Genomic DNA, 17,684 nt, shown 5'->3' on the forward strand with positions numbered 1-17,684 from the left:
TATTTCAACAAGCTGAAATAACTCTTTTTTATATTAAGACTCTTGATTCGCTTGTTCTTCTAAAATTTTCTTCATCATCGCAACCATGTCATCACGTAATTCTGGGTGTTGCAGGGCCATTTCAATTGTCGTTTGAACGAATCCTAGCTTTTCACCTACATCGTAGCGCTTTCCTTCGAAATCGTAAGCAAATACACGTTGGATTTCATTTAAGCTTTGGATTGCATCTGTTAACTGAATTTCACCGCCAGCACCGACATGTTGCTGTTCTAAGAACATAAAGATTTCAGGCGTTAAAATGTAACGGCCCATAATCGCTAAGTTTGAAGGTGCTGTACCTTGTGCTGGTTTCTCAACGAAATTGCGAACTTGGTAACGACGACCTTCTTGTTCTAATGGATCGATAATTCCGTAACGGTGTGTTTCTGTTTCTGGAACAGTTTGTACACCAATAACAGAAGAAAGTGTTTTTTCATACTCATCCATTAATTGACGTAAACATGGTTTCTCAGCTTGGACAATATCATCACCTAGTAACACTGCAAATGGCTCATCACCAATGAATTTACGTGCACACCAAACAGCATGTCCTAGTCCCTTCGGCTCTTTTTGACGGATGTAATGAATATCTACCATTTTTGAAGAAGCTTGTACTTTTTCAAGCAACTCATATTTTTTCTTCTCTAATAAGTTTTGTTCTAGTTCAAATGCGTTATCAAAATGATCTTCGATAGAGCGCTTTGTTTTACCAGTAACGATAATAATATCTTCGATTCCCGATTTCACTGCTTCTTCTACAATGTATTGAATCGTTGGTTTATCTACTATCGGTAACATTTCTTTCGGCATTGCTTTCGTTGCTGGTAAAAAACGTGTTCCTAATCCAGCTGCTGGGATTATCGCTTTTCTTACTTTTTTCATCACAAAATACCCTCTCTCCTGTCGGAATTAATAGCAATCATTTCCTACATAAAACAAAAGGGAGATTTCGCTCCCTTTTGTTCCTTACTACTTAAAATTACTTTGTATTATAAACGATTCATAATGTCTTCTTTAATAGTAAGTAACTTTTGTTCACTATTTTGTAAAGAACTATCTTGTACACCGAAGTAGAACTTAATCTTCGGTTCAGTTCCAGATGGACGTAGGCAGAACCATGAACCATCCTCTAATTGATATTTTAACACATTTGATTTCGGTAAGTGAATCTCTTCTTTATGTCCATCTTGTAAAGATGTAATGATGCTTGCTTTATAATCTTCAACTGCTACGACTGTTAAGCCTGCTACTTCTTTCGGAGGATTCTCACGGAACGTCGCCATCATCTCTTGGATTTGTTCCGCTCCATCTTTTCCTTTTAACGTTAACGATACAAGGTCTTCACGGAAGAAACCATACTTCTCAAATACTTCTAATAGACCATCATATAACGTTTTCCCTTGTGATTTGTAGTATGCAGCTACTTCACATGCAAATAGGACAGATTGTACTGCATCTTTATCACGGCAGAATGGACGGATTAAATAACCATAGCTTTCCTCATAACCGAATTGGAATTCGTATTGTCCGCTTTCTTCATACTGTCTAATTTTCTCACCGATAAATTTAAATCCAGTTAACGTATCAACTGTATCTAAACCGTATGCTTTTGCAATTGTACGGCCAATTTCAGACGTTACGATTGTTTTTAATACGACACCGTTCTCTGGAAGTATTCCGTTTTCTTTCTTTTGAGATAGTAAGTAATCAAGCATTAATGCACCTGTTTGGTTACCTGTTAATACTTGGAACTCACCATTATGATTACGAACAGCTACACCAAGGCGATCTGCGTCAGGATCAGTTGCGATTAATACATCTGCGCCTACCTTTTCACCGTCACGAATTGCATACTCAAACGCGGCGTGCTCTTCTGGGTTCGGTGATTTTACTGTAGAGAAGTTTGGATCTGGTAACTCTTGCTCTTTTACAACTGTTACATCTGTAAATCCAACTTCTTCTAAACCACGGCGTACAGAAATATTTGATGTTCCGTGTAATGGTGTAAAGACGATTTTTAAGTCTTTGCCGGCCTTTTCCACCATTTCTTTATTAATGATGACATTGTTCAATTCTGCAGCATATGCATCATCTACTTCTTGTCCAATAATATGTAATAAACCGTCAGCTTTTAATTGCTCTACATCAGCGACTTCAACTGTTAATTCATCTTCTATTGCATCTACGTAGCTAATTAACTCATCCGCTTCTTTTGGCGGCAACTGTCCACCATCTTCACCGTATACTTTGTATCCGTTATATTCAGGCGGATTATGGCTTGCCGTAAGAACGATTCCACTTACTGTATGTAAATGACGAACTGCGAAAGAAAGTACTGGCGTTGGACGTAAGCTTTCAAACACATATGTTGTGATACCACGTGCACCAAGTGTAGCAGCGACTTCCATTGCAAACTCAGGTGATTTATGACGAGAATCATAGGCTACAACAACACCTCGTTTTTTCGCTTCCTCACCTAACTTTTCAATAAAGCTTGCTAATCCTTTTGTTGCTTTACGAACTGTATATACGTTTAAACGGTTCGTACCAGCACCAAGTTCACCACGCATACCACCTGTGCCGAACTCTAGGTTTTTATAAAAGCTATCCTCGATTTTCTTCTCATCTTGCTTCATGTTTTCTAGCTGTTCTTTTAATTCTGCATCTAATTGTGCGTAAGAAAGCCAGCGACTAAATTCTTGTTTCCAATTCATTCTTCTCTCTCCTCTCGCTCGTCATACCTTTATTATATGAAAAAAACATGCCGTATCTCAATATTTTATAAAATCTAGCAGGATTTTACTAGGAATATTTGTATACACTATTGTTAAATACTCCACTAAAGGGAATGAGGATTATGCACGAATGGGGCTTGTCAGAAGAGCTCAAAATACAAACAAAGCAAATGATTGAAATTGCTGAAAGAGAACTATCGATTATGAGGAACGCAATCGATAAAGAAGATGAATGCATTTTATGCAAAATGGAAGATATTCATCATATGTTGGCAAATGTACAAACATTGGCAGCTACATACTATATTCAGGCATATTTATCACCTTATACGGAAAGTTCATCTTTTATTACAACAGCTATCCAACATTTAAGCGCCAGAAAACATGGTGCTCTTATCGTTGTGGAACGAAACGAGACGCTTGAAGCTTTCATTCAAACTGGAACGACATTAAACGCTCACTTAACTGCACCATTACTCGAATCAATATTTTATCCAGGTAACCCTCTTCATGACGGTGCCGTTCTCGTAAAAAATAATCATATTGTCTCAGCTGCTAATATTCTTCCTTTAACGAAAAGTACAGAAGTTGATCCTGAGCTGGGAACACGGCACAGAGCTGCAATTGGCTTATCAGAAAAGAGTGATGCACTTATATTAGTTGTCTCTGAAGAAACGGGCCGTACTTCTTTTGCCTTAAATGGGATTTTGTATACGATTTCTTTATAAAGTGAAACTTTAATCAGCCCTCACCAATCAAGAGTTTACGAGCAGCTCGATCCACACTTAACTTCTTTGCTTCCGCTGAATTTTTGAGGTGAGGGTCTTACTGCCCGGCAAATAGCTAGATAAACAAACCTATAAAAAAGAAGACTGTTCCAAAATATTGGAACAGTCTTCACTTATACTCTTATTCTTCTCCGAAACGCTCCACAAGTGTTGCAAGTGTACGTACCATTGCACCAGTTGCTCCAGCTGGACCTAAGTCGTGCGCGCCTTTTGTTTCTGATGTTCCAGCGATATCTAAGTGTACCCACGGTGTATCTTCAGCGAATTCGCCTAGGAATGTACCTGCCATAACCGCATGTCCTTCACGGCCTGGTGAGTTATTTAAATCAGCAAACTTACTGTTTCTCACACGTTCTTTATCACGATCAAAAATCGGTAGTTGCCAAATTGGCTCATCTGTTTCCATAGAAGCCTCTAGCACTTGCTCAAATAACTCTTCATTATTTGTCATTGCGCCTGTCGTATAGTTTCCAAGTGCAACAATTACACCGCCTGTTAATGTTGCAACATCAACAAGGTAGTTTGCACCAAGTTTTTTCGCATACGTAATACCATCAGCTAAAGCTAGACGACCTTCTGCATCCGTATTTAATACTTCAATTGTCTTTCCGCTCATAGATGTGATTACATCGTCTGGCTTAAATGCCGTACCACTTACAACGTTATCAGTTGAAGGAATAACAGCGATCACATTTTGTTCTGGGCGCAGTTCTCCGATAATTTCCATCGCACCTAATACAGCAGCTGCACCGCCCATATCACCTTTCATACCAACCATGCCTTCACGTGGTTTTAAAGAATAACCACCTGTATCGTATGTAATACCTTTTCCAACGAATCCAATGACATCCGTCCACTCTTCTTTTCCTTTATAAATAAGAGCGATCATTTTTGGTGGCTCTACACTACCTTGGTTTACTGCAAGTAATGCACCCATACCAAGATCTTCCATCTCTTCTTTCTCAAGAACTTTATAGTCCATATCATACTTCTCCGCTAACTCAACAGCATACTCAGCAAGCTTTGTCGCTGTTAATACGTTTGGCGGCATATTTACAAGTGTACGAGCCGAGTTTGTTGCACGTCCATGTACGTAGCCAACTGTTAATGCGGCTTCAATTTCTTGTGCATCTTCCGCTGTAATAGCCGTGAACTTCTCTAACTCTTCACGATCCTTTTTATCTGATTTATACGTTTGTAACTCATATGTACCAAGGCCTTGTACTTCTGCTACAATATGAGCTACATCAATCGCATCTAATTTCTCTGTTACGAAAGAATCAAGTAAGATTGCTGCATCTTGTACTTTTGCTACTTGTAATGTTTTAAACGCTTTTCCAAGAGCCGCACGTAACGTTTCTGTCGTGTAAGACTCTTTCTTGCCTAAACCAACAAAGTAATAACGTTTCACATTTGTTTTTCCTAAGCTATGTACTTTCGAAATGGCCTTTTTCTTCGTAGATAATTCTTTCTCTTCTAGTAAAACTTGTAATTGTCCTTCAAACGCTTTGTCCAGTTCTTGTACAAAACTACTCATTTTCTCTTCTTCAAATAGAGCAACAATCACTACTTCATGACCTGCTAATTCTTTTTGTACTTGAAACATGTTCAGACCCCCTAAATTTCTCTACCACCATTATAACTTTATTTTCTATAAAATGCGACAATTCCAACTACAGTTATATGACGTGTAAAATCTCCTCTATTATGAAATAAGCCAAGAAAAAAAGTCTAGCGTAATTACAACTAGACTATCTTTGTTTTAAATATTGACCACGAAACACTTGCATCGTTTCGTCTTGATTTAACATCGTTAACTCTTCTTCTGTAAACTTACCATTTCCTACTTTTACTACATACACATTTACTTTTTTCTTACCCCATTGGCTATAAACATCTTTCACCGTATCATAATATAGATCAAGACGGTTTCCTTTTATTGCACCGCCCTTATCAGCTACTACACCATACCCGTAACCTGGCACGAAGAGAATCGTTCCAATCGGGAATACGCGTAAGTCCGCAGCAATTGTGGAATATAAATCCCTTTTCACTTTAACACCTGAATATGTAATACCATACTCTGGATGCCCTGGCCTCTTACCAGTTGACTCAATCCCCGATGTATAACCTGTTGCAGTCATTTCAATTGAACGATATTTAGACCAGTCGTTTGCCTGCTCTAAAGCATTTATCACTTCTTTACTCGGAGCAACATTTCTCTTAACTTCTGCTGCATGTACTTCTTTTGCACTCGTTCCCTCATATTTCTTTACAATCTCTAATAGAGAAACTCCTGTGAAAGCATTCCATGTTACGCATAATGCAATTGCAAGTAAACAAGTCATCATAATGCGAATACAATATCGTTTTAACATTTTTACATTCCACACTCCTTCATCGTTAATCATTCCCTATACGATGAAGGAATATGCAAAAAAAATAATCTCCAAATGAATTGGAGATTAAAACATTTGATATCCGCTTTTCCGAAGTTTCTTGATCACGACTCCTGCTAAAGCAGCCCCTACTAATCCAGTAGATAGAATAAATAAGTCTGCTTGTCCTAAGTGCGATACACTTGTCCCAAATGAAGAAAATGTTTCTTTCGGCTTTGAAAAATAATCCCACATACTCGCTTTATTAATAATAAGCATACAAACAATCGGATACACAATAACCATTACCCATGTAGCCCGCAAAATCATGTTGAGTAAAAATCCAATTCCAAAGAACAAAATAAAGAATAACATCATTGAAATAAGTAGTACCGGTATACTCACTCTTTTTCCCTCTCCTTCGCACGTGCCGTAAATACGTGATAAGCTGTATAACCAAATGATTCTCCTGGATTTAATGTTTTGTCCACTTCAAGATGTAGTTCTGATCTTCCTTCTAACAAATATTTAATAAGTACAGACGTATTCGGATCGTCCGCAATCTTATCTGGATGTAAGAACGCCACTTCAGACAATTCTTTCTCCTGTACAATAATATTTTCTCCTTCAGGCTCCAAAAGGAAAATAATCATATTATCACTAATTTCATCACGAATAACACCCGATCGAACACCAATGATCCCCTTCACATGAGCGACAATGCCTGTCTCTTCTAACACTTCGCGTTTCACAGCTTCATCAACTGTCTCACCTTCATTTACAAAACCAGCCGGTAAAGACCATTTCCCTTTTAATCCACTGTATTTCTTCTTAACGAATAGCCACCTGCCATCTTTTGTAGCTACTAGACCGCTAACAGCTAGCCATACCTTCCCTCGTTTCTCCATGATGTAATAACCTCCTCCATCATAACGGACAGAATATTCTTTCTTTTTTATATATTATACTATATTTTTAATATGAAAAAAGCAGAAACAGCGCTTAGCCGTTTCTGCTTTTTCTACTATATATTAAAAGAACTTTAATTTACCTTTTTTAAGAACTAATAAAGGTCCACCTAATAAGAACAGGTAGCGGTTATCGATTACTTTCTTCATGAAGGAAGCTTTCCAACCTGTTAACTTTTTACCCATAACAACACCCATTGCATCGTCATGACCTAAAGAACATACAGATCCTTTATTATCGAATGCGAATTTTTTCATTTCGCCCTTGCCACGAACTAATACAGTTAAGTTGTGTGCAATGTTGTAACCTTGTTGAATTGCAATTTGTGCTGTTGGTGGGTATGGACGGTTAATTTCTTCGTTAATAATTAACGCGGCATCACCAACCATGAATACCTCTTCGTATCCTGGAGCGTGCATGTACTCATCAACTTTTACACGTCCGCGCATTGCTTCAAAGCCAGACTCTTCTACAATACCATTACCACGAACACCTGCAGCCCAAACTACTGTTTCAGACTTAATTAATTCCGTATCATCGCCATTTGCAACGATAATTCCTTCTTCAGTTGCTTCTTTAATTGCTGTACCGATGCGGAATTCTACGCCTTTTTTCTCAAGTTGTTTTACAGCGTATTCTACTAATGCTGGATCGAAACCTGGAAGTGCTGTTGGAGCCGCTTCTACACAAATGATACGTGCTTTTTCACGTGGTACATTGTACTGTTTGCAAAGTTCAGGAACACGGTTTGCAAGCTCACCTACGTACTCGATACCAGTAAATCCAGCACCACCAACAACGATTGTTACTAACTCATCGCGCTTCTCATCTGCATATTTAGCGAAACTAGCTTCCATATGCTCACGAATTTCACGAGTTGCATTAATGTTAGCGATTGAGAATGCATGCTCTTTTAATCCTGTAATTCCGAATGTTTCTGATTCGAAACCAAGACCGATTACTAAGTAGTCATACTCTAACTCGCCGTCTTTTAAGATAATACGTTTTTCAGCAGCTTTAATTTCTACTACTGTGTCTTGTACAAAGTTCACTTTATTTGTATCAATAACGTCTTGAATATCTAGACAGATTTTTTCATCTTGTAATGTACCAGCTGCGCTCTCGTGTAACCAAGTCGCTTGGTAGTGATAGCTGTTGTTGTTTACTAACGTAATTTCAGCTTCATTTACAGATAATGCTTTTTGCAGACGAACAGTCGTAATCATCCCGCCATAACCTGCACCTAAAACTACGATTTTTGGAGTCTTCACCAAATCACAACCCTTTTCTTTATATAATAGTAATGAGAAATAATACCAAGTACTAAAAACTCTATTTGTCAAGAATGTGGAATTTATCACATTCTATATCATAACAAAACGCAGTCAAAAAATCGTACGAATTTTGTCATAGAAATTTAACATAATACTTCCCTATATTAGTCGGTTTTATTCCAGAATTCAAGCATCTGGCGAATTATCAATATTTTAAAATAACATAGCGTTTTCAAGGGTTTTTCAGCCTTTTTTTCATGTATTTTCCTTTCTGTATATTTTATACAATAAAAAAGAACCTATGCGAAAACTTACACACAATTCAGTCGTTTTCAGAAGTATTATGAACTCAAATATGCTATCATTTATTTGAAAGTGTCATCATTTGCAGGATTTTCGTGTACATATGAACAATATATGAAATCAATATCAAAATTCCATCTATAGGGGGAATGAAAGTGGCAGAAAATCAAAAAGTTTACGACATAACAATTATTGGTGGTGGTCCAACGGGACTGTTCACAGCATTTTATGGCGGTATGAGACAAGCAAGTGTAAAAATCATTGAAAGCTTACCTCAACTTGGAGGACAATTATCCGCACTCTACCCTGAAAAATACATTTATGATGTGGCTGGATTTCCAAAAGTGCGTGCACAAGAATTAGTCGATAACTTAAAAGAGCAAATGAAGAAATTTGATCCAACCGTTTGCTTAGAAGAAGCGGTTGATACGCTTGAAAAACAAGCTGATGGTATATTTAAACTTGTTACGAATAAACAAACTCACTATTCTAAATCAGTCATCATTACTGCCGGCAATGGTGCTTTCCAACCACGCCGCTTAGAATTAGAAGGTACAGCAAAATACGAAAAGAAAAACTTACATTATTTCGTTGATGATATGAATAAATTTGCTGGCAAGCGCGTCGTAGTATTTGGCGGTGGCGACTCCGCAGTAGACTGGACGATGATGTTAGAACCGATTGCTGAAAAAGTTACAATCGTTCATCGCCGTGATAAATTCCGTGCACATGAACATAGCGTCGAAAACTTAATGAATTCTCGTGCAGAAGTAAGTACACCGTATGTTCCAGTTGAACTCATTGGTGATGACAAAATTGAACAAGTCGTTCTTCAGCACGTAAAAACTGAAGAAAAAGTTATCATCGATGTTGATGACGTAATTGTAAACTACGGCTTCGTTTCTTCTCTTGGTCCAATTAAAAACTGGGGCTTAGATATACAAAAAAATAGCATCCTTGTGAATTCAAAAATGGAAACGAATATTCCTGGCATTTACGCTGCTGGTGACATTTGTACATATGAAGGAAAAGTAAAACTTATCGCTTGTGGATTTGGCGAAGCACCGACAGCAGTAAACAATGCAAAAGCTTACTTCGATCCAAATGCAAAACTTCAACCGATGCATAGCTCAAGTATGTTTTAATATGCAAAAATAAAAGCTCCTTCCATAAGTGGAAGGAGCTTTCCTTTTATATACCACGAAAGCACACTGAGTTCCATAAACTATCGAACTCAGTGTGCTTTTCGTCTAAAAAAATTATTATTTTCTTCTTCTACCTAATACGAATAATACTCCGCCAACTAAGAATGAAATTCCCGCACCAACTGACATTATCCATGAATGTGCTGCCCCTGTTTTCGGTAATTCTTTTTCTACTTTTACTTGCGGTTCTTTAATTAACTTTTCAAGTTTTACTTCCGGTTTCTCCGGTTTCACTTCTGGCTCCTTCGGTTCTTTCGGTTCCTCCGGTTTCACTTCTGGTTCTTTTGGTTCTTTCGGATCCTCTGGTTTCACTTCTGGTTCCTTTGGTTCTTTCGGTTCCTCCGGTTTCACTTCTGGTTCCTTCGGTTCTTTCGGATCTTCCGGTTTCACTTCTGGTTCTTTTGGTTCTTTCGGATCCTCTGGTTTCACTTCTGGTTCTTTTGGTTCTTTCGGATCCTCTGGTTTCACTTCTGGTTCCTTTGGTTCTTTCGGTTCCTCCGGTTTCACTTCTGGTTCCTTCGGTTCTTTCGGCTCTTCCGGTTCTTCCGGCTTCACTTCTGGTTCTTTCGGATCTTCCGGTTTCACTTCTGGTTCTTTCGGTTCTTCTGGTATCTTAAAATCTTCTTTTGTTTTCGGTAAAATTGTAACTGTAGGCTCAAGTGGTGGATTTATTCTATCGTCCACTATCGCTCTATTTGTTATCCCTTTACTTGGTGCTGCTTTTACCTTCGCTTTAAAAATAATACTACGTTCTTTTGTATCTGTAATTTCTAGATACTTCGCTATTACTTTTCCAAACTCCATTTTTAACTCTACTGGATTTGGCTCCGCCCCTTCAAATCTAATGCTATCTTGCACGTACTCTAAACCGGCTGGAATTTCATCTTCTACCTTTACCTCTGCTAGTTTACCGTTTTCTACCGTATTTTTGAAACTAATTCGGTATTCTACTTCTTCTCCTAGCTTCGGTTCTTTATTATTTACTATCTTCGTCGCTTTTAACTTACCATCTTTATATTCTGGCTTTATTGTCGCTGTCGGTTCTATAACTGGATGATTTGGATCATCTACATGAATGATCGCTTTATTTGTTATTTTCTCTCCAACTTTTACTAATTCTTTTACCTTTACTTTAAAGATGATACTTCTTTCTTTCGTATTCGTAATTTCTGGATACTTCACTGTTACTTTTCCATTCTCGACTTTAAGTTCTGTTGGTAAAGGCTTATCACCTACGGCCTCCAGACTTTCTTTCACATACTCTAAACCAGACGGAATTTCATCTTCAATCTTTACATCAACTAACTTCCCGCCATCTACTGTGCCGTTAAAAATAATTCGATATTCAATTTCTTCCCCTAGCTTTGGTTCATGGTTACTTACTTCTTTCCTTGCCTCTAGTTTCCCATCTTTATATTGAGGTGTAATTGGTATAAGTGACTCAACTGGTGGATTTGTCGGATTATTATCATCCACAACCGCCTTGTTTATAATTTCTTTTCCTACTTGTACCGTTTCTTGTACTTTCACTTTAAAGATGATACTTCTTTTTTTCGTATCCGTAATTTCTGGATACTTTGCTGTTACTTTTCCATTCTCAACTTTAAGTTCTACTGGATTTGGTTCCGGCCCATCAGACTTTATACTATCCTGTACGTATTCTAAACCGGCTGGAATTTTATCTTCTACTTTTACCTCAGTTAGTTTTCCGTTTTCTACCGTATTATTAAAAATAATTCGATATTCGATTTCCTCGCCTAACTTCGGTTCATGATTACTTACTTCTTTTCTTGCCTCAATTTTTCCATCTTTATATTGTGGTGTAATCGGTACATAAGGCTCTTCTGGTAGATCCTTTGTATCATCTACAATTGCCTTATTTACGATTTCTTCTCCCACTTTGACGCTTTCTTTTACCTTCGCTTTAAAGACAATACTTCTTTCCTCTGTATCTGTAATTTCTGGATACTTTGCCATTACTTTATTATTTTTCACCTGTAGCTCTACTGGTTTCGGTTTAGAACCTTCTGCTGTGATGCTTCCTTCTACATACTCTAAACCATTTGGTAATGTATCCTTTATATTTACCTCTGCTAGTTTTCCGTTTTCTACCGTGTTTTTAAAACTAATCCGGTATTCTACTTCTTCTCCTAGTTTCGGTTTATGATTATTTGCTACTTTCTGCGCAATAATTTTACCATCTTTATATTGCGGAGTAATTTCCACATGAGGCTCTACTGGCTCATTTTTTGTATCTACTACAATCGCTTTATTAACAATCTCCTTGCCTATTTCTGCCTCTTCTTTTACTTTCACTTTAAAGATAATACTTCTTTCTTTTGTATCCGCAATTTCTAGATACTTTGCCATTACCTTGCCGTTTTCAAATTTTAATTCTACCGGACTAGGCTTAAATCCTTCTGCTTGTAAACTGTTCTCTACAAACTCTAATCCAGCTGGAATTTCATCTTCTACTTTAACCTCTACTAGTTTTCCGTTTTCTACCGTGTTTTTAAAACTAATTCGGTATTCTACTTCTTCTCCTAATTTCGGTTTTTTATTGTTTACAAATTTCTCTGCTTTAAGCTTACCGTCTTTATATTCTGGCGTAATTGTTACTTCTGAAGTTGTTGGATCTTTTGTATCATCAACAACTACTTTATTGACAATGCCTTCACCAACTTTAAATTCTTCTTTTACTTTCGCTTTAAAGACGATACTTCTTTCTTCTATATCCGTAATTTCTGGATATTTTGCGATTACTTTGCCATCTTTCACTTTCAGTTCTACCGGATTCGGCTTAGATCCTTCTGCTCGTAAACTATCTTTCACATACTCTAATCCATTTGGTAAATCGTCTTCTATTTTTACCTCTGCTAGCTTTCCGTTTTCTACCGTGTTTTTAAAACTAATTCGGTATTCTACTTCTTCTCCTAACTTCGGCGTTTCATTATTTACCGTTTTCTTCGCTTCTACTTTTCCATCTTTATGCTGTGGAGTAATTTCTGCCGTCGGTGTTTCTGGCTCATTTTTCGTATCATCAATAATTGCTTTATTGACGATTTTTTTACCGACTTTCACTTCATCTTTTACTTTCACTTTAAAAGTGATACTTCTTTCTTCTGTATCCGTAATCTCTGGATACTTCGCCATTACCTTACCATTTTCCACTTTCAATTCCACTGGATCCGGCTTAGAACCTTCTGCTTTCACACTGTTTTCTACGTACTCTAAACCTTCGGGTAAAGTATCTTCTATTTTCACCTCTGCTAGTTTTCCGTCTTCTACCGTGTTTTTAAAACTAATTCGGTATTCTACTTCTTCTCCTAACTTCGGCGTTTCATTATTTACCGTCTTCTTCGCTTTCACTTTTCCGTCTTTATGTTGCGGAATAATTTCTGCTGTCGGTGTTTCTGGCGGATATTTCGTATCGCTCACAATCGCTTCATTAACAATCGAATCGCTCACTTTACCTTTTACTTTCACTTTAAAGGTAATACTTCTCTCTTTTGTATCTATAATCTCAGGATACTTCGCCATTACCTTACCGTTTTCAAATTTCAATTCCACTGGAACTGGCTTAGAACCTTCTGCTTTTAAACTATCTTTCACATACTCTAATCCATTTGGTAAATCATCTTCTATTATTACCTCTGTTAACTTTCCATGTTCTACCGTATTTTTAAAGCTAATTCGGTATTCCACTTCTTCTCCTAACTTCGGCGTTTCATTATTTACCATCTTTTTCGCTTCAAGTTTTCCATCTTTATACTGAGGAATAATTTCCGCTGTCGGATTAACTGGCTTGTTTTGTGAATCATCAATAGTTGCTTTATTAATGATTTTTTTACCAACTGTTACTTCTTCTTTTACTTTCACTTTAAAAACGATACTTCTTTCTTCTGTATCCATAATTTCTGGATATTTTGCCATTACCTTACCGTTTTCAAATTTCAGCTCTACTAAATCTGTTCCGGCACCTTCTGCTTTCAAACTATTTTCTACATACTCTAAACCTTCTGGTAAAGTATCCTCTATTGTCACGTCTGTTAGCTTTCCGTTCTTTACCGTATTTTTCATACTAATTCGGTATTCTACTTCTTCTCCTAACTTCGGTGTTTCATTATTTACGATTTTCTTCGCTTTAATTTTTCCATCTTTGTGTAATGGTGTAATTTTCGCTTCTGGTTCTTTCGGATGCTTCATATCATCAACAATTGCCTTATTGATGATTTCCTTACCTACTTCCGCTTCTTCCTTCACCTTTACCTTAAAGACAATACTTCTTTCTTTCATATCCGTAATATTGTCGTATTCAGCAATGACTTTTCCATCTTTCACACTTAACTTTAATGGAGCTGGTTTATCACCTTCAGCCTTTTCACTGCCTTTTACATACTCTAAACCGTTAGGAATTGTATCCTCTATCGTTACCTTTTCTAGTTTTCCGTTTTCTACCGTATTTTGAAAGCTAATTCGGTATTCTATTTCTTCTCCTAGTTTTGGTGATGGATTATCTACTGTCTTCTTCGAATCAATTATTCCATCCTTATATTGCGGAGTAATTCTTTCCTCCGGCTCAATCGGTGGATTTTTCGTATCATCAACAATTGCTTTATTGACAATCTCTTTATCTACTTTTGCTTCTTCCTTCACCTTTACTTTAAAGACGATACTTCTTTCTTTCATATCCATAATATCGATATACTTAGCTTTGACTATTCCATTTTCAACAGCTAATTCTACTGGTCCAGGTGCTTCTCCTTCGGCCTTGATACTATTTTCTACATATTCAAGACCTTTTGGAATTGTATCTTCCACTCGCACCTCTTCTAGTTTTCCGTTCTCAACCGTATTATGAAAACTAATGCGGTACTCGATTTCTTCTCCTAACTTCGGTTTCTTATTATTAACTACCTTTGTAGCAGCAACTTCACCTTTTTTACTTTGCGGTGTAATAACAACCTTCGATTCAACAGGCTCATTTTTCGGATCTTTTGCAATTGCTTTATTTACAATTGCCTCCCCTACTTTTGCCGAATCTTTTACTTTCACTTTAAAGACAATACTTCTTTTTTCTGTATCCGTAATTTCTGGATACTTTGCCATTACTTTGCCGTCTTCCACTTTTAGTTCTACTGGCTCTGGTTTTATACCTTCAGCTTTCAAACTATCTTTCACGTATTCAAGACTACTTGGTAATTCGTCTTCAATTGTCAATACATCTAGACGTCCATCTTTTGTCTTATTTTTAAATGTAATACGATACTCTACCTCGTCACTTAGCTTCGGTGTTTTATTAGAAGCTATTTTTCTTGCCTCTATTTCTCCCGGAACTTCTTTCGGAAGCGTAACCGTAACATTTGCATCATCTGTAGTTTCATAATTTACCTCGGTACTATCTTTTCCCTTTACAGCAACGATATTTTTTATTGTTGTATCTGATTGTACAGAAGCTTTCACTTTTACTTTAAATGTAATAATGGCACTTTCACCAGGTTTTAAAACACCGCCGTCTTTAGCATCTGCCCCTTCACCAATACGGAAATCAATTTGATTATTTACAAACTCTGCTTCATCATCGCTTGCATTATCTGTTTTATTTCCTTTATTACTTCCAGAAATATATTGTATAGATTCCGGAACATACTCTAAACGATCATCTAATTTATCAAAACCTTTTACATTAGATACAGGTGCTTGATTATTTTTCGTATCATTTTTCACTTCAATTTGATACGTAAACTCTTCACCGGATTTAATTTCCTTAACTTCTTTACCAGCACCATCTAACGCCTTTTTATCAACTTGTAAGTTTGGAGCATTATGTTCTGTTACGAATGTAGCATTGTTTAATACGTAAATATCACCAGTACCACCATTTGCTCTAAAACGCATTTTTGCTTCTTTTAAATCATTTTTTACTTGAGTGGGCCCTTCAAAGTGATATGTATGAATGTCAGTACTGAATGAATTTGTCCAATTCGGGTTATATCCTGGATATTTTTTTGTAACAAACTCGTTAGTACCGTCTACTTGTACTTCTGTCATAGACGAATCATTCGCATCATTATCTTTACCGTTAATATTCTTTATCTTTATATATCCAGCACCAAAATCATATTCTCCATAATCATATGCATATCCATCTTTCTCAGCTGGATCACCTTGCGATGAAAAATAACTAAATTTCGCCTTAAAAGCACCTTCTTTTGGTGTGTTTATTTTATTAACGCTAATATCTGTCCAGGCTGTACTTTTTTGAGAGACTAACCCTTCCCAAATCTTCATGTCTTTTACTGTTTCTTTATAGTTTTCATAAACTAATATAAGATTCCAGTTACCCCAGTAATAGCCGCCACCTGTTACATCTTTAATTTGTGGCACATTCGCAACTGTCAACGTTTGAGAAATACCTTGCTGTGCAATTACATTTGTTACATCTGCATACGCAACATATCCTGCGCCACTACCTGAGTAATTAGAAATATAAGGTAGGTAATCCGCTTTTCGTATGCTATCAGCACTTACCTCTGCATATTCTTTATTTCCCATTTTCATTTTGACTGGTTGTCGTACATCATTATCACTAACTCTTTGATTAACATTTGTACTAGTTACAGTTCCCATTGCAGCTGTCCAAAACAAATACGCCTTTTTCACTTTACTTCCGGCAGGGATGTTAGGAAATGCACCTGTTGACGAATTAAAAGTACTATCCTCGTTATCAACGTCCACAGTCATTTTATTCGTTTTATAACCCATACTTTGTCTTCCATAATGATCCGTAGTCAAACCAAGCGTCACATTACCAGTCTGTACTAAATTACCAGAAGCAATTGTAGAATACAGTGGATCTCCAAACCCTTGTTTATCTCCTGTTTGGATTTGAACCTTCGAAGCATTTTCTGATGCAGCTTGTACTTCTGCATCACTCTGCTTTACTGCTAAAGGTGATTGCTTTTTCTCTTTTTCTAGTTGCTTCTCAGCTTCAGGTTGTTTTATCTTCTCTATTTCTGTTTTTCGTGCAAGTTTATTTTTATCCTCTGCAGATACTTTTGCATCCACTTCTTTAACTTTCGAATCAGTTGTTGATCCGATAGCTTTCTTACTACTGTCAGCCTCATCATCGGTATTAGCTTCTAAATTCTCTCCAGAAGGAAGCCCTTCAACATCTACAGACATGTTTCCTATTTGTAGTTGATCCTTTTGCACACTAATTTTTTGCTTATACTCTTTATTAAAATGTTGTGCACGACGAGCTTTTATTAACACAGTCATTTTTTCATGTGATTTTAAATCTTTAATTTTAAGATTAGAAGAAAGAATCTTTCCTCCCTTATCTTTTTCCTCTACATAGAAATCCGCTACCTTATTTTCAGGTAACTTCTCTCCGTTTACTTTCACAGATTGCGAAGGGAACGTAATTTCATTTTCATTATTTTGTTTAAGCACCAATTCTTGAATTGGTGTAGCTCCCGTATTTTCAATCGTATATTGAAATACGTGCTCCCTCTCCGCTACTTCTCCCTTATATATTTCAGCATTTACTTGCTCTGCCTTAATTTTCACATCATTTCCTTGTAACTCATCCCAGCTTTTTTTATTTATCTCTGTAGCAAAAGCACTGGGTGAAGGCAATATGATGGATAGGAGAAGTGTGATCATCGTTACGACATTAAAACACTTCAATACTTGCTTCATATTTTCTACCTTTCTCCTTTCTATATACTTGCTATCCGTCTACTTAATTTCGTAGCCGTATACATAGCAATATATATCCACTCGCAACAATCCGACCTACGAAAATGTATCGTTGAAATCCCAATGTCAACAATATAAATCTCATAGAATATTACTATTTTAATTTATCAAAAATAGCATATATACCAGACACTTATATAAACCTATAAAAACACCTGATAATATAGGTCTATATAACAGTTTAAGGATACATAAAAAGCTTAACATATCTCTTAATCTATTCATACAT

General features: G+C 36.7%; 10 protein-coding genes. 2 read left to right on the forward strand and 8 right to left on the reverse strand.

The genetic code is table 11. The annotated features are described in order from the left end of the window. Positions 1-33 precede the first annotated feature (33 nt). Together galU and DN403_RS07470 are read right to left on the reverse strand one after the other, a co-directional pair. Complete coding sequence (galU, locus tag DN403_RS07465) at positions 34-921, reverse strand: UTP--glucose-1-phosphate uridylyltransferase GalU (protein ID WP_000757823.1); 888 nt, start codon at positions 919-921, stop codon at positions 34-36. A 107-nt stretch (positions 922-1,028) separates the two neighbouring features. Continuing rightward, a complete protein-coding gene (locus tag DN403_RS07470; RefSeq protein WP_001104214.1) occupies positions 1,029-2,753 on the reverse strand; it encodes a phospho-sugar mutase in 1,725 nt (574 codons plus the stop codon). A 143-nt stretch (positions 2,754-2,896) separates the two neighbouring features. Here DN403_RS07470 and cdaS point away from each other — a divergent pair, with 143 nt between their 5' ends. Beyond that, a complete protein-coding gene (cdaS, locus tag DN403_RS07475) occupies positions 2,897-3,502 on the forward strand; it encodes a sporulation-specific diadenylate cyclase CdaS (protein ID WP_000545255.1) in 606 nt (201 codons plus the stop codon). Positions 3,503-3,683: 181 nt separating this feature from the next. Here cdaS and pepA read toward each other — a convergent pair whose 3' ends face one another. From pepA to DN403_RS07500, 5 genes are all read right to left on the reverse strand, one after another. Next, a complete protein-coding gene (gene pepA / locus DN403_RS07480) occupies positions 3,684-5,168 on the reverse strand; it encodes a cytosol aminopeptidase (protein ID WP_000487967.1) in 1,485 nt (494 codons plus the stop codon). Between the two features lie 145 nt (positions 5,169-5,313). Next, complete coding sequence (locus tag DN403_RS07485; protein ID WP_000920103.1) at positions 5,314-5,940, reverse strand: 3D domain-containing protein; 627 nt, start codon at positions 5,938-5,940, stop codon at positions 5,314-5,316. An 87-nt stretch (positions 5,941-6,027) separates the two neighbouring features. Next, positions 6,028-6,345, reverse strand: coding sequence for a YuiB family protein (locus DN403_RS07490; RefSeq protein ID WP_000027012.1), 318 nt, complete (start codon positions 6,343-6,345; stop codon positions 6,028-6,030). After that, positions 6,342-6,848 carry an NUDIX hydrolase gene (locus DN403_RS07495; protein ID WP_000415307.1) on the reverse strand — a complete coding sequence of 169 codons (507 nt, stop codon included), beginning with the start codon at positions 6,846-6,848 and terminating at the stop codon, positions 6,342-6,344. The genes DN403_RS07490 and DN403_RS07495 overlap by 4 nt, the downstream gene beginning before the upstream one ends. Positions 6,849-6,971: 123 nt before the next feature. Further along, positions 6,972-8,180 carry an NAD(P)/FAD-dependent oxidoreductase gene (locus tag DN403_RS07500; protein WP_000856602.1) on the reverse strand — a complete coding sequence of 403 codons (1,209 nt, stop codon included), beginning with the start codon at positions 8,178-8,180 and terminating at the stop codon, positions 6,972-6,974. A gap of 461 nt (positions 8,181-8,641) precedes the next feature. On the opposite strand from DN403_RS07500, the gene DN403_RS07505 reads away from it, so the two are divergent. Continuing rightward, a complete protein-coding gene (locus DN403_RS07505; protein ID WP_000829785.1) occupies positions 8,642-9,631 on the forward strand; it encodes an NAD(P)/FAD-dependent oxidoreductase in 990 nt (329 codons plus the stop codon). Between the two features lie 117 nt (positions 9,632-9,748). On the opposite strand, the gene DN403_RS07510 is transcribed toward DN403_RS07505, so the two are convergent. Continuing rightward, positions 9,749-17,395 (reverse strand): isopeptide-forming domain-containing fimbrial protein, encoded by a 7,647-nt coding sequence (locus DN403_RS07510; RefSeq protein ID WP_149185380.1) that lies wholly within the window; start codon positions 17,393-17,395, stop codon positions 9,749-9,751. Between the last annotated feature and the right edge of the window lie 289 nt (positions 17,396-17,684).

Origin of the sequence: Bacillus sp. AY2-1, from assembly GCF_008368965.1 — a bacterium.
Lineage (GTDB): Bacteria > Bacillota > Bacilli > Bacillales > Bacillaceae_G > Bacillus_A > Bacillus_A thuringiensis_S.